This is a genomic window from Dethiosulfatarculus sandiegensis (assembly GCF_000931935.2).
GTDB classification, from domain to species: domain Bacteria; phylum Desulfobacterota; class Desulfarculia; order Desulfarculales; family Desulfarculaceae; genus Dethiosulfatarculus; species Dethiosulfatarculus sandiegensis.
Genome location: NZ_AZAC01000001.1, coordinates 293227 through 319886, shown reverse-complemented (window position 1 = coordinate 319886; position 26660 = coordinate 293227). Strand labels below are relative to the sequence as shown.

Sequence of the window (26660 nt, the reverse complement as noted above, 5' to 3'; positions counted from 1 at the left end):
GGATTCGTCCCAGGGGACAAACCCGCCGCCTTACTTTCTTATCATACTCCGGTGTAATTCCCACCGGTGAGGCAATTTTTTAAAAAAACCGCCTTTTTTAAACAAGTTCGGTCTAACCTTCAGCCGCACCCAACCCCATTTTGTTTTCCAGCTCCTCCAAGGGAGCCTCGGCATGAGGTATGTGTAGGTTGAGATATTTTTCCACACCGGTTCCGGCAGGAATCAAACGGCCCATAATGACGTTTTCCTTGAGCCCTTTTAGTTCATCCAGCTTGCCGGCAGCCGAGGCCTCGGTCAGAACCTTGGTGGTTTCCTGGAACGAAGCGGCTGAAATAAAGGAGTCTGTGGAAAGACTGGCCTTGGTGATACCCATCAAAAGGGGCTCGGCCTCGGCAGGGGCAAGGCCCTCGGCCTCCACTCTCCGGTTTTCATCATCAAAGCGGAAGCCTTCGACCTGTTCCCCCATGAGGAACTTGGTGTCGCCGGGATCCTTAACCAGGACCCTGCGCAACATCTGGCGGACTATCACTTCGATGTGTTTATCGTTGATCTTAACGCCCTGCAGGCGGTAAACGTCCTGAACCTCATCCACCAGATACCTGGCCAGGTCCTTGACCTCCCTACTTCTAAGAAGGTCGTGAGGGTTGATAGAGCCGTCCATCAAGGGTTCACCGGCCCGCACAAAGTCACCTTCATGCACTGTGACGTGCTTACCTTTGGGAATGAGGTATTCAGCCGGGTCACCGATTTCGGGACGCACGACAACCTTGCGTTTACCCTTGGTCTGCTTGCCGAACTCCACAATACCGTCAATCTCGGTGATAACCGCTGCCTCTTTGGGTTTACGCACCTCAAAGAGTTCAACAACCCTCGGCAGACCACCTGTGATGTCCTTGGTTTTTGTGGTTTCCCGGGGAATACGGGCCAAAACGTCGCCGGCCTTGACCTCATCACCCTCGGCAACCATGATAATGGCGCCCACAGGCAGAATATAACGGGCCGCACCCTTTCCGCCGGGCAGTTTGGCCGTGCGGTTGCTGCCGAACTCCTTGATGGAGATACGCGGCCTCAAATCCTGGTTGCGGCTCTCGGTCGTGACCTTGGTGGAACGGCCGGTAACCGGGTCCAAACGCTCGGTAACCGAGATGTTCTCCAAAAGGTCTCCGAACTTGACATTGCCGTCCACGTCCGTAAGGATCGGGGAGGTGTAAGGATCCCACTGGGCCACCACATCGCCCTTAGTGACCTTTTCGCCTTCGGCAAACATGATCTGAGCGCCGTAGGGGATCTTGTAGCGTTCCTTTTCCCTGCCTTCTTCAGACAGGATAGCTACTTCACCGTTCCTGTTCATGGCCATGAAGTGGCCGGATTCACTCTTGACCACCTCAAGGTTGAAGAACTTCAGTTCACCATCAGACCTGGCCTCGACCCTGGACTGCTCGGCGCTTCTGGCGGCTGTACCGCCGATATGGAAGGTACGCATTGTCAGCTGGGTACCGGGCTCGCCAATGGACTGGGCGGCAATAATACCCACGGCTTCGCCCACGTCGACGGGCTTGGAGTGGGCCAGATCGCGGCCATAGCATTTGGCGCAGACGCCCCGCCTGGATTCGCAGGTGAGGACGCTTCTGATCTCAACCTTTTCCACACCGGCTTCTTCCAGTTTGGCCACACCCTCTTCATCGATCTCTGCGTTGGCAGGAATCAGGATCGCGCCAGTATGGGGATCACGCACCGGGCGCAGGGCGGTTCGGCCGAGCACACGTTCGCCCACGTGCTGAATAACCTCGCCGCCTTCCAAGAGGGCTTCCACGGTAATGCCGTTAATAGTGCCGCAATCCAGTTCGGCCACAATGGCATCCTGGCTAACGTCCACCAGCCTCCTGGTCAGGTAACCGGAGTTGGCGGTCTTAAGAGCCGTATCGGCCAGACCCTTGCGAGCGCCGTGAGTGGAGATGAAGTACTGCAGAACCGTAAGGCCCTCGCGGAAGTTGGCGGTAATGGGCGTCTCGATGATCTCACCCGAGGGTTTGGCCATAAGACCGCGCATACCGGCCAGCTGTTTCATCTGGTCTTTGGAGCCACGGGCGCCGGAATCAGCCATCATATAGATGGGGTTGAAACTGGAGCCGGTCTGCTCGTTGCCGTCTTCGTCCAGATAGGTTTCGGTGCTTATGTCCTCCATCATCTGGGCGGCGACGTCTTCCGTTGCCTTGGACCAGGTATCGACAACCTTGTTATATTTCTCACCGTCGGTGATGATACCGTCTTTGTACTGCTCCTCAATCACCTTGACTTCGCTCATGGCCTTGTTCAGGATGTCATCCTTTGAACTGGGGATGATCATATCCTTCACTGCGATGGAGATGCCGCTCTTGGTGGAGTAGTGGTATCCCATGTCCTTCAGGCGGTCGGCCAGGAGCACGGCGGCCTTGGTGCCGGCGATGCGATAGCAACGGCTAACCAGAAGCTTTAATGCCTTTTTGGTCATGGTCTTGTTGACTTCGCTGAAATCCAGTTCCGGAGGCAGAATCTCGCTCATGAGCACCCTGCCGACCGTGGTCTTTAACCTCTCCCCCTTTATGCGGCATTCAATGCCCGCCTGCAGATCGGCTTCTCCGGCGTCAAAGGCCATGCGCACCTCGCCCGGATCGGCAAAGATCTTGCCCTCACCCTTGGCCCTGGGGCGCTCCCTGGTGAGATAGTAAAGCCCAAGCACGATATCCTGGCTCGGCACGATAATCGGCTCGCCGTTGGCAGGGCTCAGGATATTGTTGGTGCTCATCATAAGCACCCTGGCCTCGATCTGAGCTTCCACGGAAAGAGGCACGTGGACAGCCATCTGGTCACCGTCAAAGTCGGCGTTGTAGGCCGGGCAGACCAGGGGATGTAACTGAATAGCCTTTCCTTCCACCAACAGGGGCTCAAAGGCCTGGATTCCCAAGCGGTGCAGGGTGGGGGCGCGGTTCAGCATAATGGGATATTCGCGCACCACCTCGGAAAGGGTGTCCCACACCTCTTCGGTTTCTCTTTCCACCATCTTTTTGGCGCCCTTGATGGTGGTGACCAGGTTTTTCTCTTCAAGCCGGTTGTAGACAAAGGGCTTAAAGAGTTCAAGCGCCATTTTCTTGGGCAGGCCGCACTGGTGCAGACGTAGGTCCGGGCCGATGACGATGACCGAACGGCCGGAATAGTCCACACGTTTACCCAGAAGGTTCTGCCTGAACCGGCCCTGTTTACCCTTCAACATATCGGAAAGGGATTTCAAGGGGCGCTTGTTGGGGCCGGTGATCGTCTTGCCCCGGCGGCCGTTGTCGAACAAGACGTCCACAGCCTCCTGGAGCATGCGTTTTTCGTTACGAATAATAATGTCCGGAGCGGCCAGCTCGCTTAAGCGGCGCAACCGGTTGTTTCTGTTAATCACCCTGCGGTAAAGGTCGTTCAAATCGCTGGTTGCGAAACGGCCGCCGTCAAGCGGCACCAGGGGGCGCAGGTCCGGAGGCAAAACCGGAATGGTGTTCATAACCATCCAGGAAGGCTCGTTTCCGGAACCCAAAAATGCGTCGATGACCTTGAGGCGCTTGGCCAGTTTTTTGCGCTTGGCCTCACTGGCCGTAGCCACCATTTCGGCCCTCAGATCGTCGTAAAGTTCCTGAAGATCCAGCTCGGTCAGGAGCTTTTGAATGGCTTCGGCGCCGATGCCGGCCTCAAAGCGGTCCCCATACTCTTCGCGAAGCTGGCCATAGCGCTCTTCCATTATCAAAGAGCCCTTGGTCAGAGGAGTGTCGCCCGGATCCATCACGATCCAGCTCTCAAAATAAAGCACCCTTTCCAGTTCCTTTAAAGTCAGGTCCAGAAGGTTGCCGATTTTGGAGGGCAGGGATTTTAAAAACCATATGTGGGCAACCGGCGAAGCCAGGTCGATGTGCCCCATGCGCTCCCTGCGGACCTTGGACTGGATAACCTCCACGCCGCATTTTTCGCATACCACCCCGCGGTGCTTCATGCGTTTATATTTTCCGCAGTTGCACTCGTAGTCTTTGGTGGGACCGAAAATTTTGGCGCAGAACAGCCCGTCCCGCTCCGGTTTAAAGGTGCGGTAGTTAATGGTCTCAGGTTTTTTGACCTCCCCGAAGGACCAGTTTTTGATCTTCTCCGGGCTGGCCAAAGAAATCCTCACCGCATTAAATGAAAGCGGGTCCTTGGGTTTGGCAAAATAGCTGTAGAGGTCTTCCAAGAGACTTCTCCTTTTATTCAGACAAGGCTGCGTCTTGAGCCGTTGTCTCGGTCAACTCCACGTCCAGGCAAAGGGCTTGCAACTCTTTGACCAACACGTTGAAGCTTTCAGGCAAACCTGCCTCCAAGAAATTGTCCCCCTTGACGATCTTCTCGTACATCCTGGTGCGTCCGGCAACGTCGTCGCTCTTGACCGTCAAAAACTCCTGCAGGCAATAAGCCGCGCCATAGGCTTCCATGGCCCAGACCTCCATCTCGCCCAGCCTCTGCCCTCCGAACTGGGCCTTGCCGCCAAGGGGCTGCTGGGTAACCAGGGAGTATGGTCCAATGGAGCGTGCGTGAATCTTGTCGTCAACCAAGTGGTGAAGTTTAAGCATGTACATGACGCCCACGGTGACATCCTTGTCAAAGTATTCACCGGTGCGTCCGTCAATCAACCTGGCCTGGGCGCTTTCAGGGAGTCCCGCCAATTTCAAGAGGCTGCGGATCTCATCTTCCTGAGCGCCGTCAAACACCGGGGTGGCCAGGGGCACTCCATACCCCAGGTTCGAGGCCATGCGCAAGAGTTCTTCGCCGTCAACATCCTGATAGTTGTTATCGTATTCCTCTTCGGAATGAACTTTTTTCAGGTATTGGCGAATCTCCTCCGTCGCTTTGTTCTTTTCGACCTCTTCCTTGGCGGCCTGCACCGACTGGACCATCTTGTTGATCTGGGCGCCAAGGCCCTTGGAAGCCCAGCCGAGGTGTGTCTCCAGGACCTGGCCCACGTTCATACGGCTCGGCACGCCCAAGGGGTTGAGCACGATGTCAACCGGGGTGCCGTCCGGGAAGTGGGGCAAATCCTCTTCGGGAAGGATGCGGCTGACCACACCCTTGTTTCCGTGACGACCGGCCATTTTGTCGCCCACGGAGAGCTTACGCTTCATGGCAACATAGACCTTGACCATCTTGATGACACCCGGAGGCAGCTCGTCGCCCTTTTTGAGCTTGCTGATCTTGTCTTCAAACTGGTTCCGAATGGTCTCCACCTGGTCCATGTATCCGGAAACGACCCTTTCAAGCTCCTGCTGGACCGAAGGCTCCACACCGGCCAGGTCCAGATCCAGCATGCGGCGCATGGGAATCTGGCGGACCATGTCGCCTGTAAGCTCGGTCTTGGCCGGAATCAGGGCTCTGCCGTCATCGCCCTTAAAGGGAGCGGCCAGGCTGACGCCTTGCAACAGTCGCTCCAGGATATCGGTGGCGTTTCTCCGCATGATGCGGATTTCGTCCTCCTGGTCCTTGAGCAGGCGATTGACTTCCGCATCTTCAATGGACTGGGCGCGCTCGTCTTTTTCAATGCCTTTTCTGGAAAAGACCCGGGCATCGATAACAATGCCTTCCACTCCAGGGGGGACCCTGAGGGAAGTATCCTTAACATCACCGGCCTTTTCGCCGAAGATGGCGCGTAAAAGTTTTTCTTCGGGGCTGAGCTGGGTTTCACCTTTGGGGGTGATCTTGCCGACCAGGACATCACCGGCCCTGATCTCCGCGCCAACGCGGATGATGCCGCTTTCGTCCAGATTGGCCAGGGCCTCTTCACCCACATTGGGGATATCCCTGGTGATCTCTTCCTTGCCCAGCTTGGTGTCCCTGGCTACGATCTCAAATTCCTCAATGTGAACCGAGGTAAAGACATCGTCTTTGACGATTCGTTCACTGATGAGGATGGAGTCTTCGTAGTTGTAGCCGCCCCAACTCATGAAGGCCACGACCACGTTGTGGCCGAGCGCCAACTCACCGTGCTGAACCGCGGGGCCGTCGGCCAGGATCTGACCCTTTTTAACCCTTTGGCCGCGCACGCAAATGGCTTTTTGACTGGAGCAAGTGTTTTGATTGCTTCGCTGGTACTTGACCAGTTTATATATCTTGACCTGGGAGCTGGGCTCGTCGGTCAAAGGTTCATCATAGCGTACCACAATACGGGCGGCGTCCACGTCGTCGACCACACCGTCGGCTTCTGCCACAATGCAGACTCCGGAGTCACGGGCCACCACGCCCTCGATGCCGGTTCCGACCAGAGGGGCGTCGGTACGCAACAGAGGCACGGCCTGGCGCTGCATGTTGGAGCCCATCAGGGCGCGGTTGGCATCGTCGTTTTCCAGGAAGGGAATCAAAGACGCGGCCACCGAAACCAGCTGGTTGGGGCTTACGTCCATGTACTCAACATCTTCCGGGGGAACCATGGCGAATTCGCCCTGTTCGCGCACGGTCACGATATCGCGGACAAAGTTGCCTTCATCATCCAAAGGCGCGTTGGCCTGGGCGATAATATGACCTTCCTCGTCCAAGGCTGATAGGAACTGGACATCCTTACTGGCCTTACCTTCCGAGGCCGAACGATAAGGGGTTTCAATGAAACCATAGTCGTTCACCCTGGCGTAGGTTGAGAGGCTCACGATCAGGCCAATGTTGGGACCTTCAGGGGTCTCAATGGGGCAGATTCGGCCATAATGAGTGGAGTGAACGTCGCGAACCTCAAAACCGGCCCTTTCCCTGGTGAGGCCGCCGGGTCCCAAGGCGCTTAAGCGGCGCTTGTGGGTGACCTCGCTCAAGGGGTTGGTCTGATCCATGAACTGGCTCAGCTGACTGGTGCCGAAGAACTCCTTGACCACCGCGGATACGGGTTTGGAGTTGATCAGGTCATGGGGCATCAGAGCCTCGATCTCCTGCAGGCTCATGCGCTCTTTAATGGCGCGCTCCATGCGCACCAAGCCGATGCGATACTGGTTTTCCAGAAGTTCGCCCACGGCGCGCACCCGGCGGTTGCCCAGGTGGTCGATATCATCGACCTGGCCTTCGGATTCTTTCAGCTCGATGAGCAGCTTCACTGCGGTGAGGATGTCTTCCTTACGCAGGGTGCGCACCTCAACCGGTACGTCCAAACCCAGTCTCAGGTTCAGCTTCAACCGCCCCACAGCCGAGAGGTCGTAGTGTTCGGCCGAGAAGAACAGGTTATTGAAAAAGGCCTTGGCCACCTGCAAGGTCGGCGGGTTGGAAGGCCTGAGCCTGCGGTAGATGTCCACAATGGCGTCTTCGTTGCCTTCCACCTTGTCCAGTTCAAGGGTGTCCCTGAAACTGGTGGTGTTGTTAAAGCCGTCTATATGGAGAACCGGAACTTCCTTGACTCCGCAGGCCTTGAGTTTGGCCAGAAGTTCAGAATCTATGGGCTGGTTTACGCCCACCAAAAGTTCACCGGTGACCGGATCGGCCAGGTCTGAAGCCGCGTAGGCCCCTTCAAGCATCTCGTCGTCAACCAAGACGAGTTCGGTGCCTGTTTCGGCCAGGCGCTTTAACGCCCTTCTGGTCATTTTCTTGCCGGGTTTAACCAGGGGTTTTTCCCCTTCGGGATCAGGCACGCCCTTGGGCATAACCCTACCCATATCCCGGTCCTGATCAATGCGTAAGAAGACCTGGTCGCCGTCCAGCTCAAAACCGTCGATTTTGTAGACTGTACGCAAAAGTTCGGCAGCCGAGTAGCCTAGTGCTTTTAACAGCAAGGTAACCGGGAACTTGCGCCTACGGTCAATGCGGACATATAAAATATCTTTGGGATCGAACTCAAAGTCGATCCAGGAACCGCGTAAGGGGATGATGCGGGCGGAGTAAAGCAGCTTGCCGCTGGAATGGGTGCGCCCCTTATCGTGGTCCAAAAAGATACCCGGAGAGCGGTGCAGCTGGCTGACCACCACCCTCTCAGTGCCGTTTACGATGAAGGTCCCTCTGTCTGTCATCAAGGGAAGGGTTCCGAAATAGATTTCCTGTTCCTTGATGTCCCTGATTGTCTGGGCCTCGGTCTCTTTATCAACGTCAAAGACAACCAGTCTGACAGTCAGCTTCAGCGGTGCCTCGTAGGTCATGCCCCTAGCCAGGCACTCCTCCACGTCGTATTTAACCTCACCAAAGGCGTAACCCACGAACTCCAAAGAGGAAGTTCCCGAGAAATCCCTGATGGGGAAAACACTTTTGAAGACTCCCTGCAGCCCAACGTCCTTACGTTCCGAAGATGGCACGTCTTTTTGCAGAAACGTCTCGTAGCTCTGCCTCTGCATGTCGATCAGGTTGGGGATATCAACTATCTTGGCGATTTTGCCGAAGTTTTTGCGGACCCGGGTTTTGGTCTCGCTGACCTGGCTCATGGACCCTCCTCAAAGGGCGGCAAATGACTCCCCCCAGGCGGCTTCGCCCTGGCACAGGCCGCCTCGGCATTTGTCCGGACAAGGTAATTCCACCTTAGGCGGCCCGGCATACACCGGGGGGCTATGATTTACGGGCCTGCCCGGGAAGGGACCCGGGCAGGCCTAGCGAACGATCTTAACGAGCTTCGAGCTATTTGACCTGGACGACCGCGCCGGCCTCTTCCAACTGGGTCTTCATGCCCTCGGCGTCTTCTTTGCTGACGGCTTCTTTGACCGGGGCGGGAGCGCCGTCGACCATGGCTTTGGCCTCTTTCAGGCCCAGACCGGTGATGGCGCGTACGGCCTTGATCACCTGGATCTTCTTGTCGCCGGCAGACTCAAGAATAACGTCGAACTCGGTCTGTTCCTCGGCAGCGGGAGCATCGCCGGCAGCCGGAGCGGCGGCCACGGCCATGGGGGCGGCGGCAGAGACGCCAAAGGTCTCTTCCAGCTCTTTAACCAGCTCGCTCAGCTCCAGGACACTCATGTTTTTGATGAACTCGATAACATCAGCCTTGGTGATATCAGCCATTTTAATTTTTTCCTTTCGGCGGGGGCCGTTTCAAACTTGGTGTAAGGCCCCGAAATACACGATGATGATCTAAGTTTTAATTGCGCCCGCTTGCAAACAAGACGGGCAAAACCGTAATTAGGCGGCTTCCTGACCCTTTTGATCGGCAATCGCCTGAAGTGCGGTGACCAGACCACGGGGGTTGGCCGCCAGCACACTGACGAAGTTCCTGGCCACGCCGTTCATGGCGCCCAAAAGCATAGCCAGCAGGACATCCCTGCTCGGCAGCTTGGCCAGAGCCTCAACCTGGGAAGCCATAACCGGTTTACCTTCCAAGACCCCGCCTTTTACTTCCAGCTTGGGGTTGTCCTTGGCAAAGTCAACCAGGATCTTGGCCAGATCCACAGGTTCTTCATAGGCGAAGCCGAACCCATTGGGACCGGTCAGCTGATCGCCCATGGCCTCCAGGCCGGGCTCATCCAGCGCACGTTTAAACAGCCTGTTTTTGATGACTACGAAATCCAGGCCCTTGGCTGTAAGCTGCTGACGCAATTCGGTCATCTGCTCAACCTTTAAGCCGGAGTAGTCAGCCAAAATCACCGCTTTGGCGCGTGAGAGCCGGTCGGAGGTCTGTTGAACGACAGCTTCTTTTTCGCTTCGTTTCACAGTTAACAATCCTCCTTCACTAAATTGAGACCAAAGTCGTAAGGCAGTGTTCCCAAGACTGCAAGGAGGTTACTGCGATCGATCATCGTAAAACCCGCCTCGGCATGCCTCGGTAGGCAACCCTTCCTTACAAAGGGTAATTACGGCCAAGTTAAGCAAGGCCACCCACTGTCTCAGACACTCACCTTGTTACTGATCCCTATATGAAAGCCTTCGACGAAGGCCGCCGAGGGCTCAAAAGCCCGGACTCGGTTTTTTAGCTTCATTAAAAAAACCCAACTAATCCGGACACTTTTGCGCTCCACAAATAGCTGAAACGCGGCCAGTATACACTGCCGCTTAGTGAGCCGCTTACCACGGCTCACCTTTCAACTACTGTATATTTTCCAGCCAACCATTAATTGTGAACTAAAAAGTCCACTTATGCAAGTCTAACGATTGGCCATCAAGTTTTTGACTTCAGCGGTATCCAGCTTGATTCCAGGTCCCATGGTGGTCGAGACGGTGATTCCCTTGACATAGGTGCCTTTGCTGGTGGAAGGCTTCATGCGAATCAGGGTCTCGATCAGGCTTTCAAAGTTCTCTAAAAGCTTTTCCGGCCCAAAACTCACTTTGCCGATGGGGGCGTGCACGATACCGCCTTTTTCCACCCGGAATTCAATCTTACCGGCCTTGATTTCGTTGATGGCGCGGGCAAGGTCAAAGGTGACAGTACCGCTTTTGGTGTTGGGCATAAGTCCGCGGGGTCCCAGGATGCGACCCAGTTTACCAACTGTGGCCATCATATCCGGGGTGGCCACCGCGCGGTCGAAGTCAACCCAGCCACCTTGCACTTTTTCAGCCAGTTCATCTGCGCCTACAAAGTCTGCGCCGGCCTCCAAGGCTTCTTTTTCCTTTTCACCCTTGGCAAATACGGCTACACGAACGGTCTTACCGGTGCCGTGGGGTAAAACTACGGTGCCGCGGACCATCTGGTCGGCATGGCGGGGGTCGACACCCAGGCGAACAGCCACATCAAGCGTTTCGTCGAATTTGGCCGGGGCCTTTGCTACGGCTGTCTCAATTCCGCCTTTGAAATCAAAACGGGTTTTAGAATCCAGATCTTGCCTGGCTGCATAGAATTTTTTTCCATGTTTGGCCATTTTTTATCTCCCTTGATTCGGTGGGAGTCCCGTGTGCTAAAACGGCAGGGCCTAAGCTGCCTCCACGGAATCTTCCTCTGTGTATGGTTCGGCCTTTAAATTCAAAAGCCGGTAGGTTTAAACTCGTCTTCCCCAATAACTGAGGGCAACCCAGCCCTAGGGGGCCAAGTTGCCTTACAATTTTGGGGAGTACTCTGCAAAGAGTTTTGAGTTCCTTGTGAACCCTAGACCACTTCCAGTCCCATGGAGCGGGCGGTGCCCCTTATGCTCATCATGGCGGATTCGAGGTTGTTGGTATTCAAATCAGGGAGCTTAAGCTCAGCAATTTCCTTGATCTGATCCATAGTGACCTTGCCTACCTTGTCACGGTTCGGCACACCGCTGCCTTTTTCTACACCGGCCGCCTTGCGCAGTAACACCGCCGCAGGGGGTGTCTTGGTGATGAAGCTGAAGCTGCGGTCAGCGTAAACCGTGATCACCACCGGAATGATGGTGTCTCCCATTGACTGGGTGCGGGCGTTGAAGGCCTTGCAGAATTCCATGATGTTGGCACCATGGGGGCTGAGGGCCGGACCCACAGGGGGGCTGGGATTTGCCTTACCGGCCGGAATCTGCAATTTGATGTTGGCTATGACTTTTTTGGCCATCTTAAATATCTCACAGGTCTTGATATTGTGTCTGATATTGAAAAGCGCCCTTAAAATTTATTGGGCTCTCACAGATAACCCAAGGACGCCCGCAAAATTAAATACTGGAGACTTGTACGAACTCCAGCTCCACCGGAGTGGCTCTGCCGAAAATGCTGATTAATACACGAAGCTTGCCCTTGTCCGGGAAAACCTCCTCGACCACTCCGTTGAAGTTGCTGAAGGGCCCGTCTATCACCCGCACCTCGTCGCCTTCGGCAAAGCTGTATTTCGGCTTTGCCTGCTTGGCTCCTTCAGCCATTTGGTCCAGAATCCGCTGAGCCTCTTCCTGGGTTATGGGGGTGGGTTTGGTTTCCGTGCCGCCCACAAACCCCGTTACCTTGGCGGTGGACTTCACCAGGTGCCAGGTCTTATCGTTCATCTCCATCTCGACCAGGATGTAACCGGGATAGAACTTGCGTGAAGTCTCGCGCCTCTGTCCCTTGACCATCTCGACCACCTTCTCCATGGGAAGGAGAATCTGGCCGAAATACTCACTTAATCCGTGAGATGCAACCCTCTCCGCCAAGGAGGCCTGAACCTTCTTTTCATAGCCGGAGTAGGTATGAACAATGTACCACTGTTTCGCCACTGGGCTCACCTAACCGATCACATAGCGGACTAACCGTGACAATATGGCATCCACCAGGGCCAGAAACGAGGCAACCACCAAAACCAGGACAACAACGACCCCTGTGGAGGAAACGGTCTGCTTGCGCGAAGGCCATGTGACCTTTTTGAGTTCGGTTTTAACCTCACGCAAAAATTGCGCTGCGGTCTCCCACCACTTGCCGGGACCCTTCTTCGGGGCCTCTTTGGCTGATTTAACCGGTATAGCCGTACGTTTTGACTTTACGACTTTTTTGGATCGCTTCTGCGCCATTGGGCTTGCCCCGAATCTATATCTTGTGCAGATGCCTGACTAAAATCCAGACTCTAGGTTTTGGTCCAATAACCGCCAGGTCCCAGACAGTTATACCCGGAACGCGCCACCGGCTCTTTCCGTCCGCTTAAGCTGTTCAGAAAGAGTCTGAGACGCACTATCCGGAGCACATCTGCAATCGTAAATGTTGGCAGGCCTGGAGGGAATCGAACCCCCAGCCTTCGGATTTGGAGTCCGACGCTCTAGCCTAGTTGAGCTACAGGCCTGCAGTAATACATCTTACTTGCCTTCTTTGTGGAGCGTATGAGCACCGCAGAATTTGCAGTATTTTTTACGCTCCAGCTTATCAGGAGTAAGTCGTTTATTTTTTGTAGTGGTGTAGTTCTTGCGTTTGCAAGTCTGGCACACCAACTGAATAGTATCTCGAGCCATCTTTATCAGCCAACCTTACTCAATGATCTCGGAGATCACGCCTGCGCCCACGGTGCGGCCGCCTTCGCGAATAGCGAAGCGGAGCTCTTTCTCCATGGCGATGGGGGTAATCAGGGTGCCCTCAATGGAGACGTTGTCACCGGGCATAACCATCTCAACACCCTCGGGCAAGGTCACCACACCGGTCACGTCTGTGGTCCGGAAGTAGAACTGGGGACGATAGCCGTTAAAGAAAGGTGTATGACGGCCACCCTCTTCCTTGTTCAGAATGTAGACCTCGGCCTTGAATTTGGTGTGCGGGGTGATGCTGCCGGGTTTGGCAACAACCTGACCACGCTCGACCTCGTCACGCTTGGTGCCGCGCAGGAGCACACCGACGTTGTCGCCGGCTTCGCCCTGGTCCAGGATCTTCCTGAACATCTCGACACCGGTGCAGACGGTCTTGATGGTCTCTTTGATACCCACGATCTCAATCTCTTCGCTGACCTTGATCACGCCGCGCTCCACGCGACCGGTCACCACGGTGCCGCGGCCGGAGATGCTGAACACGTCCTCGATCGGCATCAGGAAAGGCTGATCCAAGGGACGCTCGGGAGCGGGAATGAACTCGTCAACGGCATCCATCAGCTTCAGGATGGGGGCGCAGGCTTCGCACTCTTCTTTGCCGCAACCGCACTCCAGGGCCTTCAAGGCGCTGCCGGGGATGATCGGTGTGTCGTCGCCGGGGAAGTCGTATTTATCCAGAAGCTCCCGCAGCTCCATATCGACCAGCTCGATCAGCTCCTCGTCATCGACCATGTCCACCTTGTTCAGGAAGACCACGATGGCGGGCACGCCGACCTGACGGGCAAGCAGGATGTGCTCGCGGGTCTGGGGCATGGGGCCGTCGTCGGCGCCGACCACCAGGATAGCGCCGTCCATCTGGGCCGCGCCGGTGATCATGTTCTTGATATAGTCGGCGTGACCAGGGCAGTCCACGTGGGCGTAGTGACGCTTGTCAGTCTCGTATTCCACGTGCGCGGTGGCGATGGTGATGCCGCGTTCACGCTCTTCAGGGGCTTTGTCAATAGAATCAAAGGGAACAAAGTCCGCAGCGCCCCTGGCAGCCAAGCAACGTGTAATGGCGGCCGTCAGAGTGGTCTTGCCGTGGTCAATGTGACCGATGGTTCCAACATTTACGTGCGGCTTTTTCCGCTCAAACTTTTCCTTGGCCATTGAGGACACTCCTTTATGGAGGTGAAAACCATCAGGGCGATCACTTCCGCCCCAGGTCTTGTTGATAACCTGCCTCAAACAGTGGAGCCCACGACCGGGCTTGAACCGGTGAACCTCTTCCTTACCAAGGAAGTGCTCTACCTGCTGAGCTACGTGGGCTTATATTTATTAATTATTCCCGAAACGCCCCAAACCTGCCAGGGACGCTTAACAATTTTTGGTGGTGAGGGGAGGATTCGAACCTCCGAAGGCGTTGCCGGCAGATTTACAGTCTGCTCCCTTTGGCCACTCGGGAACCTCACCACTTTTTTCGCTATCTATATACCAACAGTTCCGGCGGCCATCAAACCTTTAGAACTATTGGAAGGCGCCCATCGGCTATCACTATTGTCCCCGCTTGCCCCGGTCGCCTATTTTGGCATCTGGAGCTGGCGATGGGACTTGAACCCGCAACCTGCTGATTACAAATCAGCTGCTCTGCCAATTGAGCTACGCCAGCCAAGGGTTCGGAATATACCGCACAGTCTTTTGATAAGCAAGCCAAAATTTACACTTGTTTTCAAAACGACCGATGTTTTAGAACTCGTCAAATATGACACACAAGCTCAACTCCCGCAATACCAAAAACGCTGGTCATTTCTGAAAGCACCCTTGCCTTGCGCATCGGTGATTTCGGCCTTAATTTTGATAGTATTAGATGGTCATAATGCCGAACCAGGTAAATTTTCCTGGTCTTATAAGGACGGTATCTTATGCAAGGCCCCGATAAGAAAGAGAAAAAGGGCAAAATAGAATTAACCGGCCCTAAAACTACCGAAAAGGACCTAGATGATTACCTCTCTAGGAAGTACAGGGAAAAATCCGAGTTTATTTCACCGAGCTTAAACCCTTTGCCCCATCCCGACACCCAGGGAGATGACAGCGGCATCTTTTCAAAGATCAATGTGGATCTTATGCCGGAAGAGCTTATTTCCTATCTGGATCAGTATATCATCCGACAGGATGAAGCCAAGGCCGTACTCGCCACCAAAATCTGCACTCACTTTAAAAGAGCCCGCTATTTAAGCCAGATGGGAGAGGGAGACCCTGCCGACGGAGTCGGATTGATCAAAAACAATATACTGATGATGGGGCCCACGGGGGTTGGAAAGACCTATATCGTCAAGCTCATCGCCGCCAAGCTGGGAGTTCCCTTTGCCAAAGGCGACGCCACCAAATTCAGTGAAACAGGGTATGTGGGCGGTGATGTGGAGGACCTGGTTCGGGATCTGGTCAACCAGGCCGACGGAGACTTGGAACTCGCCGGGTTCGGCATAGTCTACATTGACGAAGTGGACAAGATAGCAAGCTCCAACAACCTGGTCGGACCGGACGTGAGCAGAACAGGCGTGCAAAGGGCCCTTTTAAAGCCCATGGAAGAAACCGAAGTGGACTTAAAAACCCCGCACGACCCCATCAGCCAGATCCAGGCCATTGAAAAATACCGAAAAACCGGCAAACACGAAAAACGCTCCGTCAACACCCGGCACATCCTATTCATAATGAGCGGCGCCTTCAACGGTCTGGCCGATGTGGTTAAAAAGCGCCTGCATCAAAAAAGCCTGGGGTTCGGCTCGGTCCTGCCCCAGGAGAGGCCGGATGAACAATACCTTAAAAGCGCCACGGCTCAAGACCTGGTTCAGTTCGGTTTTGAGACCGAATTTGTGGGCAGGCTGCCGGTTCAGGTGGCCTTGGAGGAGCTCACAACCAAAGACCTCCATGACATTTTAAAAAGCCCCAACAATCCGGTGGTGATCAGCAAAAAAAGGGATTTCGCGGCCTACGGCATAGACCTCAGGCTGGAAGACAAGGCCCTGGCCCTTTTGGCTGAAAAGGCATACACCCTAAAAACCGGAGCCAGGGCACTGGTCTCTGTGCTGGAAAAGGCGCTTTTGCCTTTTGAAAAGCACCTTCCCGGCAAGGAGTTCAAGCGGCTCCTGGTTACCAGTGAGCTGGTTCAGGATCCTGACGGCGAACTGAAGAACCTGTTGGAACTCCAGGGAGACTATCCCGATAAAGAACGTTTTGCCCAGGCTTGCCGGGACGAACGCCTGGAGCTGTTAAAAACCATTGCCGCCCGTGAGTCGATGTACAAGGCCAGCCTGCCCGAGCCCCTCACCCACGGGGTGATGGACCTGATCGCCAACGAGTATTACAGGGTGGGCATGACCCTGGGCCTGGCCTATGACAATGTGCTGGCCCAATTAAAAGAAATCACTATTTTTGAGAACAAGTTCTATGAACGGTACAATTTTGAGATAAACTTCGATCACGAGGCCAAGTCCGCCCTGATAACCAGGGCCGCCCGAGAGGGCTGGACCGTCACGGCATATTGCCAGCGCCTGGCCCAGGTGCTTGAACCGGCCTTGCGCCTGGTGCGGGACCGTACCGGAGTCGCCCACTTTGATCTGCCCCCGGCGGCGGTGGAAGACACCGAGACCTACCTGCACGGACTTTTTAAGGATCAGTACCCCGAGGGCCCTGATCAAGCCTGGCATAACCAAGACAACTAATCAATCCGGGCCGGAAGCCAACCCCGCCCCGGGTTTAGTGAAGTCAGAAAGCATTACTAAATATGATAGGAATCAGCAAGCTATACTGCGGCACGGTCGAACCTTCCGATGCGCTTCGCTACGGCAGAAAATCCAAAGACCTGCCGAGCCATCTTCTTCAATTTGCCGAAGATAAAAAACCGGTTGTGGTCTGGAACATGACCAAGGCCTGCAACCTGAAATGCGCCCACTGTTATGCCCAGGCCACTGCCGGTCCGGACAAAACCGAACTCTCCACAGATGAGGCCAAGGCCATGATCGACGACCTGGCCGACTTTGGTTCGCCGGTCCTGCTCTTCAGCGGGGGGGAGCCCCTGATGAGGCCGGATCTGCCCCTTTTGGCCAGCTATGCGGTTAAAAAAGGGATGCGGGCGGTGATAAGCACCAACGGCACCCTTATCGATAAAGACAAGGCCAAAGAGCTCAAGGAGATAGGCTTGAGCTATGTGGGCGTCAGCTTAGACGGCATGCAAGAGGTGCATGACCGCTTCCGCGGGGTTAAGGGGGCCTTTGACCAGGCGGTTCAGGGCATCAGAAACTGTAAGGAAGCCGGGCTCAAGGTTGGCTTGCGTTTTACGGTCTTTAAGAAAAACGCAGGCGAAGTGCCTGCTATTTTCGACCTGCTGGAGGCCGAGGGCGTTCCCAGGGTCTGTTTCTATCACCTGGTCTATGCGGGCCGGGGCAGCAAGCTCATGAACGAAGATTTGAGCCACAAAGAGACCAGGGAGCTTCTGGACCTCATCATGGACCGCACCAAAAAGCTCTTTGACAAGGGTCTTTGTCCGGAAGTCCTCACAGTGGACAACCATGCGGACGGACCTTATGTATACCAGCGTCTTTTAAGAGAAGACCCCCAAAGGGCGGAAGAAGTATTTGAGCTTCTACAGTGGAACGAAGGCAACAGCTCCGGCCGGGGTATTGGCTGTATAAGCTGGGACGGCGAGGTTCATCCCGACCAGTTTTGGCGTCATTTGAGCCTGGGCAACATCCGCAAGCGCCCCTTCAGCCAGATCTGGACCGACATGGAAAACCCGATCCTGAAAAAGCTGAAAGATAAAAGGCCCTATGTCACCGGGCGTTGTGCCGAGTGCCGTTGGCTGGATATCTGCGGAGGCAATTTCAGGGTGAGGGCGGAGGCAGCCACCGGAGACCTCTGGTCCCCGGACCCGGCCTGCTACCTTACCGACGAAGAGATCAAAAAGCCCTAAGGTTTTCCGGTTTCACCTTTTAAAAACCAGGCCATCTCCACAGAACGATAAAACGCCTTTCAGACTGGTTGAAAAAGTCTGAAAGGCGTTTTTCCGATTTAGACCTCTTTACATTAATCAGGAAGTCTGGGGCTCGGGCCTTTTCTGCTCCTGATTGAATTTACCCACCAGGCCCCGATCAATGATATCCATGCACACTTCCTTGGCCCCCTGGGAGGTGTAATGGTGCTTTTCCTGCAAGTTGTTCATCATAAACGAGACTTCGTTTCTTATGCGGTCATCATAGGTCTTGAAATCATCGGTGCCGCAGTCCTTGATGGCCCTTCTGAAATTCTCGTTTTCAATAAAGGGGTCCAGCACCTTTTCCTTTAAGTTATGTACATATCGTTCACGCAGCTGCAAAAAAAGCGCGGTTTTGGCGATGGTGGTTCCCTCCAACAGCATCTCCTGGGTCAGGGTCTTGCTGGTGAACTGGCGCTGGGTCTCTTTTCTGAACTCCTTTCGCCTGGCGGCTCCCACCCCCCTGCCTAAAAGCTTGTATTCAATGGCGGTCAGATACTCTTCACTGATAGTCAGGGGTTCACCGGTGTATTCGCAGATCACACTCGCCCCGAGGTCATAGTTCAAGGCAAATAGATAATTCTGTATATCCTTTGAGATGCGTTCCTCATTGTAATAGTAGAGGGCCTCTTTCACCTGCTGCAGCACTGTGTAGTCGTTTAGGGAAAGCAGCGCGTCCAAAAAACCGGTTGGAATCTGCTCGGAGAGATCCTTTCTCACCTTGGTGAAATAGGTATAGAGCATATTCATGTTTATCAGCTTGCCCTCTTTGGCGTATCGGGAATGAAACTCGCTGAAAATTTTGATGGAATCCCGACCTGACAAGCCCTTTCGCCCCTCGGTCTCACTTTCGGCCAAAAGTTTGCGCCTGACCTTGGTGTTAAAGCGCTTCAAGTCTTCCTCAACCAGCCAGGGCGGGATCAGGCCCGCATAAAGCTCCATCTTCAAAAGCCGGTAATGCTTATCGCAATAAAGATTGTATTTTTCAGCGCTGCCCAGCCACTCGGTCAGGGCTCGGGAGTGGGTTTTCATGCGGGTGGACACGATAATCCTGGCGAAATTCTCCAAAACCCTGGGCAGGAAATTGGCAGTGACATGGCTGCCGAAAACACTGAGCAAAATCTTTATCTCTGTCCTGATATCCAGCACATAGGGGATATTCACATATTCGATTCGGTCGGAAAACGAAGGTATCCCCTCGATATTCGCCTTATCTTCGGGGTTCATCAGGGCCAGGAACAAAGAAGACACACTCTCTTCTATGGTCTCCACCTTATGCACACCTTCACTGATGATATTGTGCAGCTCCACCAACCGGCCGGTGTTCTTCTGCTTGATATCCATCAAGGCATAGATGCCGTTATTGGTCTGAGCGTAGCGGGAATACACATATTGCACCTGATGCGCCCCGCGCATTAGCATGTTAATTCGCTTCTGCAGCACAGGATCGGTGAAAAAGGGCCTTCTGGTGGTCACATCGCCCGGGTTGAAGATGCTGATTCCCTCGCCCAGTCTGCGGTTAAAGACATAAGGCCTGGTAAAGACCATGCCCATGACCTGGCGGTGGCTTTTCAAGCGGTCGAGAAGGCTTTGATAAAGGGCCTGACAAATGGTGCAGGGCTCATCGCGCAAGACCCACTCATATTCCTTATCATTAAACAGAATCTCCAGAAAATCGCTTTCGTGGAACAAATCCTCCAAAAACTGTCTTCGAATAGGCCTGGGAATCATCAGAATCGGGTGGTCATGGCTCGGGCAGGGGACTTCCACATAAGCTCCGTGCAGATAGGAATTCTGATCCTTGCCCAGCTGACGCTCCCGCCAGGCAGCCCTGGCCTCATCAGGGGCGCCCTCGAATTCCTCAAAATCCTCGGCCTCACCCAAAAGGCGATGCAGCTTTTCAATCAAGGGGCCCTGGGGATGGGAGGAATGGTCGCCCAAAAGTTTTCTGTCCAGCCGCCAGTTCACCTCCAGCCTTAATCCGTCGTCGGTGTTGGCGTATTCCTCGAACTTGCGCAACAGGTTATTTAAAAAGGTGCTTTTGCCGCAACCCGGCGGGCCGTCGAAGATATAAATCTTGTTTTGCTGGCTGCCTCGCCTCAAGTTCTCCACCAGCCTCACCAGACGGTTGGCAAAAAGGCGATCCGCAAAAAAAGGATTGTCCGAACCTTCCACAAAAAGACGGGCGCAATCATAATCCCGAAAGCCTATGGATTCCGGATCATCGGGGTATTCGTCATGACCCTCCCCTATGTGGGCCTTGACCATATCGTGAAAGAACTGAAAAATATTGCGCAGAACCTGTCTGGGGCTCCTGACCAGCATCTCCAGAAAAGACTCAAAGCTCATGGTGGAAAGCTGGTTGCGCACCTGATCCATCTGATCCAGACGTTCCATGGCCTTGTCAATATTGCTGCCGATCATGGCTCAACCAACCACCTTTCTGGACAGTTTCTTTTTGTCCATGGTGTAGAGCACCCTTTGCCAGATTATCTTTTCCTTGCTTTTAGCCTGGCCCGGGATATTAACCCCGGTCGGCAGGTTGCCTGCCGAAGGAATGGTCGGCGGGGCCACCTCGCTGGTTTCCAACTGAACCGGCCCGCCCCACAAAAACTCCAATCCGATCATTGTGTTGGCAATAAAATCCTTAACCAGGGGCTTGCCTTCAAATCGGTGGTTTAAATAGATTGCACCCTCTTTGGCCTTTTCAGGCATAACTTCGATTTTGGGCGGATGATAAAGCCCGTCAATAAGCATTTCCCGGTAGTCTTTTGCATTCCTGGACTTCACATAATATTCCCAGACCATCTTGGTGCGATTCAGCCTTTTACCGCTTACGAAAAGCTTGTATTTATCCACAAAGTCCTGATCCACAAACTTCTGTATGAACGTAAAATCACACATATTTTCACGGATTTGAAAAATGCAGTCCATCCCCTGGCCAAGCTTTTTATCGTATTCGTCACGGGACTTGGAATCCTTCAGCCGGTCAAAATCCAGAGATATCTTTCCCTTGTCTCCATATTCCTTGATATGGCTGAAAAGGCGCATTCCCAGGGCATAGGGATTGAGCCCAACCCTGGGCAGGGAAGTTACGTAGGCGTTTACCCGGGCAAAATTAACCTCGTTTCCCTTAATGCGGTCATCTTTGAGAAACAAGACTTCATGCCAATAGCTGGCCCAGCCTTCGTTCAATATCTTGGTTCTGATCTGGGGCTGGAAAAAAAGCGATGTATTGCGCACCACCTCCAGCACGGGTTTCATCCAGCGATTCTCCTTTTTGGCCAGAAAAGGCGAATATTCCATAATAAATTCCATTGGGTCCAAACGAGAGATTCTTTTTCCCCTTTTATATTTCTCAAAACTGGCCTCAAACTCGGGGTGTTTTTTCTTTATCTCATCAAAGAAAACCTCTTCACCCAACTCTCCGTGCTCCCGCTTACACTGGTTGTATTTTTCGACCTTTTCCACATACTCGCTGACGCTGATTTCTCCACCCGCCTGTAAAAAGACATCGAAATAATAATCAAGTCGTTCGTTTCCGTTTTTAATCACCGCTTCCTGCAAAAGGCCAAGCTGGTGATAATAACCCACCAGGTTATCCACCCCCCGGGCAAACTCAATCACATAATCCACCCAGCGCCCCTTTTGAGAACGCAAACGGGCGATCAACCTTTTGTCCGACAAGGCGCGACCGGTGAAATCGTAATCCCAGGTGCCCCGGTAGAAAAGGTTGTTCTGAAAAAGGTCGATATGGGCCAGGACATGGTAGAAGATCATCACATTCAACCAGTCCGGGTTGTTGTCATTATAAAAACTTATTGCAGGCCTGGTGTTTATGACGGTTTCATAAGGGTTGACCGGGTAAAGCTCATACTTTCCCCTTTCCTTGAGCACTTCAACATCGTGAACCCAGTAGTCGTACAGGGTGGGTATCATCATCTTGGGGGAGAGCTCCAGGAGATCCCGGTTGCTGACAATGTATTCCAGGGTCTCATCGTGGAAGTCAAGTCCCGCTTGACGGGCCCTTTCCTTGCAGCCCTCCATGACCTTTTTGGTATGTTGATCTATCAGTTCCATCGTCCGCTTCTTTTCCGGGCGGCCGGGCTTAAAGCCCCCTTGCCCGCCCTTTTACTCGGAGATGAGCTTTTTAATTCCTTCGATCAACCTTGCTTCATCCGCGTCTTCTTTGATCACATCCATGCGAAGCTGGTCCGGAGAGTCCTTGAGCAGTTTGGACCGGTTCAGCACCAGCTCCAGGTTGGTCCTGCCGGCCGCAATCCTGGACGAACCGGCTATGGTGACCCCCACCCGATTGGAAAATTTAAGCATCTTGGTGAGTTCAGGCACCGTCTCCTTGCCTTCGGTGTCCCAGTCATCACCGTCTGTGCCATGGAACACATAGATGTTGTAATCCGGCTCCAGGTTCTCGTTTTTGACTATCTCGTTAACCAGGCGGTAGGCGCTGACCACCTTGGTGCCCCCCGCCACAGCTGAATTGTAGTAGGTGAAGAAATCCGGCACTTCCTTGGCTTCTGTGTCATGGAGGATAAAACGGGTTTCCACCTGTTTGGCATACTGATACAAAAGCCAGGAGTAGATCAGCACATGCTGGGAGACCACCAGATCGGTGGGTTTGCCGCTCATGGAACCGGAGTAGTCCCTGAGGAAAAAGACCATAGCCTGGGATTCATAGTCAATCTCCCTGGAAAGAACCCTGTAGACCATATCGTCGGGAGAGATGAGAAAACCGGTTGTGTCTATGTCGTTTGGGTCGGGCAGACGGCCCAATGCGATATTGGTGCGCACGATCCGCCTTAAGGTGGCCTTTTTATCGAGCACCTGCCCCGAGCCCCGGTTTCTGTCGGTCAGGTCATAAGTATAGTTGGTGAGGGACCTCTTTTTCCCTTTATCCTGCAGATTCGGCAGCTCGAACTGCTCGGTCAGGATGCGGCCCAGATCATAGGCGCTGGACTCCATTTCATGGGGGCCGCCGCCTTCACCGCCGGGTCCGCCTGCCGGGGAATCGCCGTGCACCGGCTCCTCGCCGATTACCTCGCCCTCTTCCCCTTCACCGGAGCCGCCCGAGTCCCCGGCCTGTTCTTCTTCGGCGCTGCGAATCTTGTCATGGATAAATTTTTCTTCCACAGTGGTGGGGACCACCACTATCTTTTCCTTGCCGCTTTTACCGGGCTTGATCAGCCTCCCCACCCTTATCTTTCTGGGGAAACCGTCCTTTTCCCTTTGCTTGTCCCGTTCTAAAAGTTCATCAATAGACTGAATGCGGGCGTGATAACTCCACTGGGCCCGATTCATCCCCTGAAGGGAGTCAAGATCTCCGTCCTTGGCCAGGGCAAAAACCTCATCCGCCCCCAAGGCAAAGGGACAGGCTAAAGGCCGGGGCCTTGAAAGACCGAGTCCCACTAAAGGCCTGGCCGCCGGTTTTTTCTCATGTTTTGCCATGCGCCCCTTCCCTGATCCGGTCCATAATCACCGGAAGCATGACTAAAGGTCACAGCAAGAAGCCTCAGCTGTCGTCCTCCTGAGTGCAGAAATACTCTATGGTTTTCTGGGCACAGGTTCGGCAGTAACCCAATTTTTCGAGCATGGTGCTGATCATGCGATCATAGAGCTTTTGGTTCTCTTCGTTTGTGCGGTTGGCCAGGGCCCCGATAAGGCTACCCGCACCGGCAATATCCGATTTCAGGCGCACATCGGTCACTGCCTTGACCAGTTCCAGATTGTCCATAAAGTCATAGGACGGATCCATGGTGATCTTCTGGCCATAAATCTTTCTGATGGAAGTGCGGAAAGATTCCCTCTGCTCTTCGGTCTTCAGCTCCAACCGTTCTTCCACGCTGTTGATAAAGCGCTCGTCAATCTTAAGCGCCACGAGTTCCCCGGTCTGGGGGTCCTTGTACTTCCACAACCGGTCAGCGCCCAGGTTTTCAGCGTCAATGCCTATGATCATGTTCACATAGTTCAAAACGTCTTTTTTAACGGCCAGGGGTTCGTCCATATAGGCGTTGAACATCTCGGTCATGACCCTCTCCCTGTAGAGGGTCTTGGCGATTTTTAAGTCCTCCAGATATTTGGCCCGGTCATTGGCTTCTGTGACATAGTCCAGGATTATCCTGTCCAGAGCCTTGAAGATATCGTGGGCAAACATGCACTTGCCCTCGTTGGTCTCCGAGCTTTCCACCATGAGCTGAATGGCCCGCCCCAGGTTTCTCTGGCCCATCCCCTTTTGGCCGAACCGATTGATGATATTGGGGTCCTGGTTCAGGGTGTCTATGACCTCGGCCAGGGTCTTGATGCTTTTCTCACCGGCCACCTCACCCGCCGCCAGCTTCATTGTCTCCACCGGGGTGAGCTTTTCCGAACGGGGCAACCTGGAAAGCACCACCGCGGTGGAGGCGGCGTAATTCAGGTTGGGATCCTGATGCAGAACCTCCCTGGTAAGCGTGGTGCGGCTTTCACTGCCGATAGCATAGTTGGTGAGCTCCCTTTGCAGCTTGTAATCCGTATTGTGGGACACATACGAGATGCGGCAGCGGTCCACAATGGGGGCCTCTTCCTTTTCGGCCATGAACTTGTTGAACTCGGAATTGTTGCTGGTGGCAATTATCAAGGTGTCAATGGGCCATTTGAAGCCCTCTATCTCAATAGTGCGGTTCTGGATAACCCCGAGATAAACCTGGATCAGGTCCTTTTTGTTTTTAAAGATCTCATCACTGAAGTGAACTCCCCCGCCGGCAACCCTGGCCAAAGCGCCCCTTCTCAAGTCAAAGCGATAGGGGTTATTGGTGTCTGATATGTGCAGAAGCCTTTGGATGGACTCCTCACCCAAAAGGTCCACAGCCGAAGAGGTTATCTTGTCCTTGGCCGGATATTTTCCGGTGACGGTTCCCAATGATTCACTCAAGGGAACCGGAACTATCTCTACCTGCTGAAGCATCTTCTGAACATCGCCGTCTAGGTGCGCGGCCAAATCCTTCCAGATGTAGTCAGAGCAGGCCCCAAGGGGGCGGTAGTCCTCATACAGAAGATCTATCTGCTGATCCGTGAACCCGGCCTTGGCCAGATATTCCCTGTTCATATCCGGATCTTCATAAAGATTCATGGCCAGAATCATGGGGTCTTCATAAGTCTGGGACTCGATCGCCTTGATATGGCCGTAGGTCTCCAATTTTTCCAGGCCGTTAAAACGAAAGGTGTATTTCCGGTTGCCGTCTTTGCTCAAAAACCGGCGATAACACTGGCAAAGGTAATCCACAAAAAAGGTTTTGCCGTTTCCCGGTTCACCCACCAGGACATAGGCCATCTCTCTGGAAGATCCACCTTCAGCCGCGTCCTTTACATAGGAAACAAAGCTGTTCAACTCGTTGAACATACCGATTATGTGGCGGCGGCCGGTGCGGAACACCTCAAAATCATAGGTGGTTTTTCCGTTCACCGTCACTGTCCGGACGTTGCCTTCCAGGATCATCCTGGAAATCCCCTGAAAAGCGTTTTCAAAACGCCTTTCACCCTCCTTGACTGCTGCCAAATGATAAGGCAGCGACCGCGTATCATTGCCAGACATAAACCCTCCTATTCCTATTTAAATTATAACGCTAAAGTGTATTTTCTTTAGGGGAGCCTTTATTTTCCCGGCAGAAAAATAGGGTTGGAAAGATTTAACAACCCACGCAAAGGAACAGGCCTGCATTGAAGCAGCCTGGATAAGAGTGCTATTTAACTCCAATTGCTGATTGGTTAAATCTTAAGGAAGGGGATGGGCAATAAAAAAGCCGGGGGGAAACCCCGGCTTTTTAAAAAATACTTGACTTGTGGTCGGGACGACTGGATTTGAACCAGCGACCCCTGCGTCCCGAACGCAGTGCTCTACCAGACTGAGCCACGTCCCGACAAGGAGATATTAGTACACTAGGGTCGGTGGGCTGTCCACCAATTTTTTCAATCTTCTTGTCGAGAAACGCTAATTAAGCGCCGCAAAGACAATCTTTTTGGCATCATCACCCAAGGCGGAAAGAAGATCCAACAGTATTCTGGCTGTGGCGCCCCAGATAATATCCCCATTGTGCTCCAGGGCCTTTTGCTGAAAAGCCATACCCTGCCATTTTATTTCACGAGGCTTATAAAGGGAGAAGTCCAGAACCTTGCTTAACGGGGTGATCACCAGCCTGTCCACCTCGGTGGGGTTCAGCTCGAAATCTCCGTTAAAATCCAAGATGCCCACATAAGGGGTGATCACAAAATCGGTGATGGTCACCGTCTGGTCCAGACGGGCCACAATCTCCACCCGGGCGGGCGGCACGCCTATCTCCTCGGCGGTCTCTCTCAGAGCAGTGAAGCTGGTGTCCTTGTCCTCCGGGTCCCTCATGCCTCCGGGAAAGGAAATCTGCCCGGCATGATGGGGCAAAGCAGCCGAACGCTTGGTAAAAATCACCTGAATGTCTTTACCGTCATCCCAAAGGGGCATTAACACGGCAGCAGGCTTGGCCCCCGGAGAATCCACCCTCACAGGATCTCTCATGGCCAGAGTCTGTTTGAACTCCCGCCCTACTTTTGAAAGTCTTTCACTTATCATATGACGCTCTTTATCCGCCGGTTGCCTTGGCGGAAAAACTCACCCTTAAACTCTTAACGATAAAGATGTGTCCGAAAAGGGATATTTACAACCATACCGCCATGAAAAACAAACCTGAACAACTGATCCAACATATTGAATGAATAATCATTCTACCTTTTTCACAGCCCGGGTTGCCATGGATTTTAAGAGGTGCTTTATCTTTGGACAAAAAATCTAA

Annotated in this window: 17 protein-coding genes and 5 tRNA genes; 2 read left to right on the top strand and 20 right to left on the bottom strand. The window is 53.7% G+C overall.

Annotation, left to right across the window (positions count from 1 at the left end; translation table 11 throughout):
• Positions 1-112: 112 nt before the first annotated feature.
• The 14 genes from rpoC to X474_RS01325 all read right to left on the bottom strand — a co-directional run bounded on the left by rpoC (position 113) and on the right by X474_RS01325 (position 14487).
• Positions 113-4237, bottom strand: coding sequence for a DNA-directed RNA polymerase subunit beta' (rpoC, locus tag X474_RS01385; protein ID WP_044346227.1), 4125 nt, complete (start codon positions 4235-4237; stop codon positions 113-115).
• Between the two features lie 13 nt (positions 4238-4250).
• Entirely contained in the window at positions 4251-8414 is a 4164-nt protein-coding gene (rpoB, locus tag X474_RS01380) for a DNA-directed RNA polymerase subunit beta (protein ID WP_044346226.1), read from the bottom strand.
• A gap of 190 nt (positions 8415-8604) precedes the next feature.
• Entirely contained in the window at positions 8605-8985 is a 381-nt protein-coding gene (rplL, locus tag X474_RS01375) for a 50S ribosomal protein L7/L12 (protein WP_044346225.1), read from the bottom strand.
• A gap of 117 nt (positions 8986-9102) precedes the next feature.
• Positions 9103-9630, bottom strand: a complete 528-nt coding sequence (rplJ, locus tag X474_RS01370) for a 50S ribosomal protein L10 (protein WP_044346224.1) — start codon at positions 9628-9630, stop codon at positions 9103-9105.
• A gap of 431 nt (positions 9631-10061) precedes the next feature.
• Positions 10062-10772: a 50S ribosomal protein L1 gene (gene rplA, locus X474_RS01365; protein ID WP_044346223.1), complete on the bottom strand. Its 711-nt coding sequence runs from the start codon at positions 10770-10772 to the stop codon at positions 10062-10064.
• A 224-nt stretch (positions 10773-10996) separates the two neighbouring features.
• A complete protein-coding gene (gene rplK / locus X474_RS01360) occupies positions 10997-11419 on the bottom strand; it encodes a 50S ribosomal protein L11 (protein ID WP_044346222.1) in 423 nt (140 codons plus the stop codon).
• 97 nt (positions 11420-11516) lie between these two features.
• The gene (gene nusG / locus X474_RS01355) at positions 11517-12050 is read right to left on the bottom strand and encodes a transcription termination/antitermination protein NusG (RefSeq protein WP_044346221.1); all 534 of its coding nucleotides are present in this window, start codon (positions 12048-12050) and stop codon (positions 11517-11519) included.
• A 9-nt stretch (positions 12051-12059) separates the two neighbouring features.
• Complete coding sequence (secE, locus tag X474_RS25420) at positions 12060-12341, bottom strand: preprotein translocase subunit SecE (protein ID WP_082464071.1); 282 nt, start codon at positions 12339-12341, stop codon at positions 12060-12062.
• 188 nt (positions 12342-12529) lie between these two features.
• Positions 12530-12607 (bottom strand) — tRNA-Trp (locus X474_RS01345).
• A 13-nt stretch (positions 12608-12620) separates the two neighbouring features.
• Positions 12621-12773 carry a 50S ribosomal protein L33 gene (gene rpmG, locus X474_RS25415; protein WP_082464070.1) on the bottom strand — a complete coding sequence of 51 codons (153 nt, stop codon included), beginning with the start codon at positions 12771-12773 and terminating at the stop codon, positions 12621-12623.
• Between the two features lie 15 nt (positions 12774-12788).
• Entirely contained in the window at positions 12789-13988 is a 1200-nt protein-coding gene (gene tuf, locus X474_RS01340) for an elongation factor Tu (RefSeq protein ID WP_044346220.1), read from the bottom strand.
• Between the two features lie 82 nt (positions 13989-14070).
• Positions 14071-14147 (bottom strand) — tRNA-Thr (locus X474_RS01335).
• 59 nt (positions 14148-14206) lie between these two features.
• Positions 14207-14291 (bottom strand) — tRNA-Tyr (locus X474_RS01330).
• Between the two features lie 120 nt (positions 14292-14411).
• Positions 14412-14487 (bottom strand) — tRNA-Thr (locus tag X474_RS01325).
• 253 nt (positions 14488-14740) lie between these two features.
• Between X474_RS01325 and X474_RS01320 the strand changes: the two genes are divergently transcribed.
• Together X474_RS01320 and ahbC are read left to right on the top strand one after the other, a co-directional pair.
• Positions 14741-16540 carry an AAA family ATPase gene (locus tag X474_RS01320; protein WP_044346219.1) on the top strand — a complete coding sequence of 600 codons (1800 nt, stop codon included), beginning with the start codon at positions 14741-14743 and terminating at the stop codon, positions 16538-16540.
• Between the two features lie 62 nt (positions 16541-16602).
• Positions 16603-17787, top strand: a complete 1185-nt coding sequence (gene ahbC / locus X474_RS01315; RefSeq protein WP_044346218.1) for a 12,18-didecarboxysiroheme deacetylase — start codon at positions 16603-16605, stop codon at positions 17785-17787.
• 117 nt (positions 17788-17904) lie between these two features.
• Here the strand turns inward: ahbC and X474_RS01310 are convergent, their stop codons facing one another.
• The 6 genes from X474_RS01310 to X474_RS01285 form a co-directional block, all read right to left on the bottom strand.
• On the bottom strand, positions 17905-20271 hold the full coding sequence (locus tag X474_RS01310) for a serine protein kinase PrkA (RefSeq protein ID WP_044346217.1): 2367 nt from the start codon (positions 20269-20271) through the stop codon (positions 17905-17907).
• 3 nt (positions 20272-20274) lie between these two features.
• Positions 20275-21927: a SpoVR family protein gene (locus X474_RS01305; protein WP_044346216.1), complete on the bottom strand. Its 1653-nt coding sequence runs from the start codon at positions 21925-21927 to the stop codon at positions 20275-20277.
• 51 nt (positions 21928-21978) lie between these two features.
• Complete coding sequence (locus X474_RS01300; protein ID WP_082464069.1) at positions 21979-23310, bottom strand: DUF444 family protein; 1332 nt, start codon at positions 23308-23310, stop codon at positions 21979-21981.
• A gap of 64 nt (positions 23311-23374) precedes the next feature.
• Entirely contained in the window at positions 23375-25432 is a 2058-nt protein-coding gene (locus X474_RS01295; protein ID WP_044346215.1) for a serine protein kinase, read from the bottom strand.
• 248 nt (positions 25433-25680) lie between these two features.
• Positions 25681-25757, bottom strand: a tRNA-Pro gene (locus X474_RS01290).
• Between the two features lie 71 nt (positions 25758-25828).
• Positions 25829-26440 carry an NUDIX hydrolase gene (locus X474_RS01285; RefSeq protein ID WP_052514732.1) on the bottom strand — a complete coding sequence of 204 codons (612 nt, stop codon included), beginning with the start codon at positions 26438-26440 and terminating at the stop codon, positions 25829-25831.
• Between the last annotated feature and the right edge of the window lie 220 nt (positions 26441-26660).

What these genes read in the sequence shown, in the direction of transcription:
- rpoB (WP_044346226.1), bottom strand. Translation starts at nt 8,414, where the DNA reads ATGAGCCAGGTCAGCGAGACCAAAACCCGGGTCCGCAAAAACTTCGGC.
- rplL (WP_044346225.1), bottom strand. Translation starts at nt 8,985, where the DNA reads ATGGCTGATATCACCAAGGCTGATGTTATCGAGTTCATCAAAAACATG.
- rplA (WP_044346223.1), bottom strand. Translation starts at nt 10,772, where the DNA reads ATGGCCAAACATGGAAAAAAATTCTATGCAGCCAGGCAAGATCTGGAT.
- rplK (WP_044346222.1), bottom strand. Translation starts at nt 11,419, where the DNA reads ATGGCCAAAAAAGTCATAGCCAACATCAAATTGCAGATTCCGGCCGGT.
- secE (WP_082464071.1), bottom strand. Translation starts at nt 12,341, where the DNA reads ATGGCGCAGAAGCGATCCAAAAAAGTCGTAAAGTCAAAACGTACGGCT.
- rpmG (WP_082464070.1), bottom strand. Translation starts at nt 12,773, where the DNA reads ATGGCTCGAGATACTATTCAGTTGGTGTGCCAGACTTGCAAACGCAAG.
- tuf (WP_044346220.1), bottom strand. Translation starts at nt 13,988, where the DNA reads ATGGCCAAGGAAAAGTTTGAGCGGAAAAAGCCGCACGTAAATGTTGGA.
- X474_RS01320 (WP_044346219.1), top strand. Translation starts at nt 14,741, where the DNA reads ATGCAAGGCCCCGATAAGAAAGAGAAAAAGGGCAAAATAGAATTAACC.
- ahbC (WP_044346218.1), top strand. Translation starts at nt 16,603, where the DNA reads ATGATAGGAATCAGCAAGCTATACTGCGGCACGGTCGAACCTTCCGAT.
- X474_RS01310 (WP_044346217.1), bottom strand. Translation starts at nt 20,271, where the DNA reads ATGATCGGCAGCAATATTGACAAGGCCATGGAACGTCTGGATCAGATG.
- X474_RS01305 (WP_044346216.1), bottom strand. Translation starts at nt 21,927, where the DNA reads ATGGAACTGATAGATCAACATACCAAAAAGGTCATGGAGGGCTGCAAG.
- X474_RS01300 (WP_082464069.1), bottom strand. Translation starts at nt 23,310, where the DNA reads ATGGCAAAACATGAGAAAAAACCGGCGGCCAGGCCTTTAGTGGGACTC.
- X474_RS01295 (WP_044346215.1), bottom strand. Translation starts at nt 25,432, where the DNA reads ATGTCTGGCAATGATACGCGGTCGCTGCCTTATCATTTGGCAGCAGTC.
- X474_RS01285 (WP_052514732.1), bottom strand. Translation starts at nt 26,440, where the DNA reads ATGATAAGTGAAAGACTTTCAAAAGTAGGGCGGGAGTTCAAACAGACT.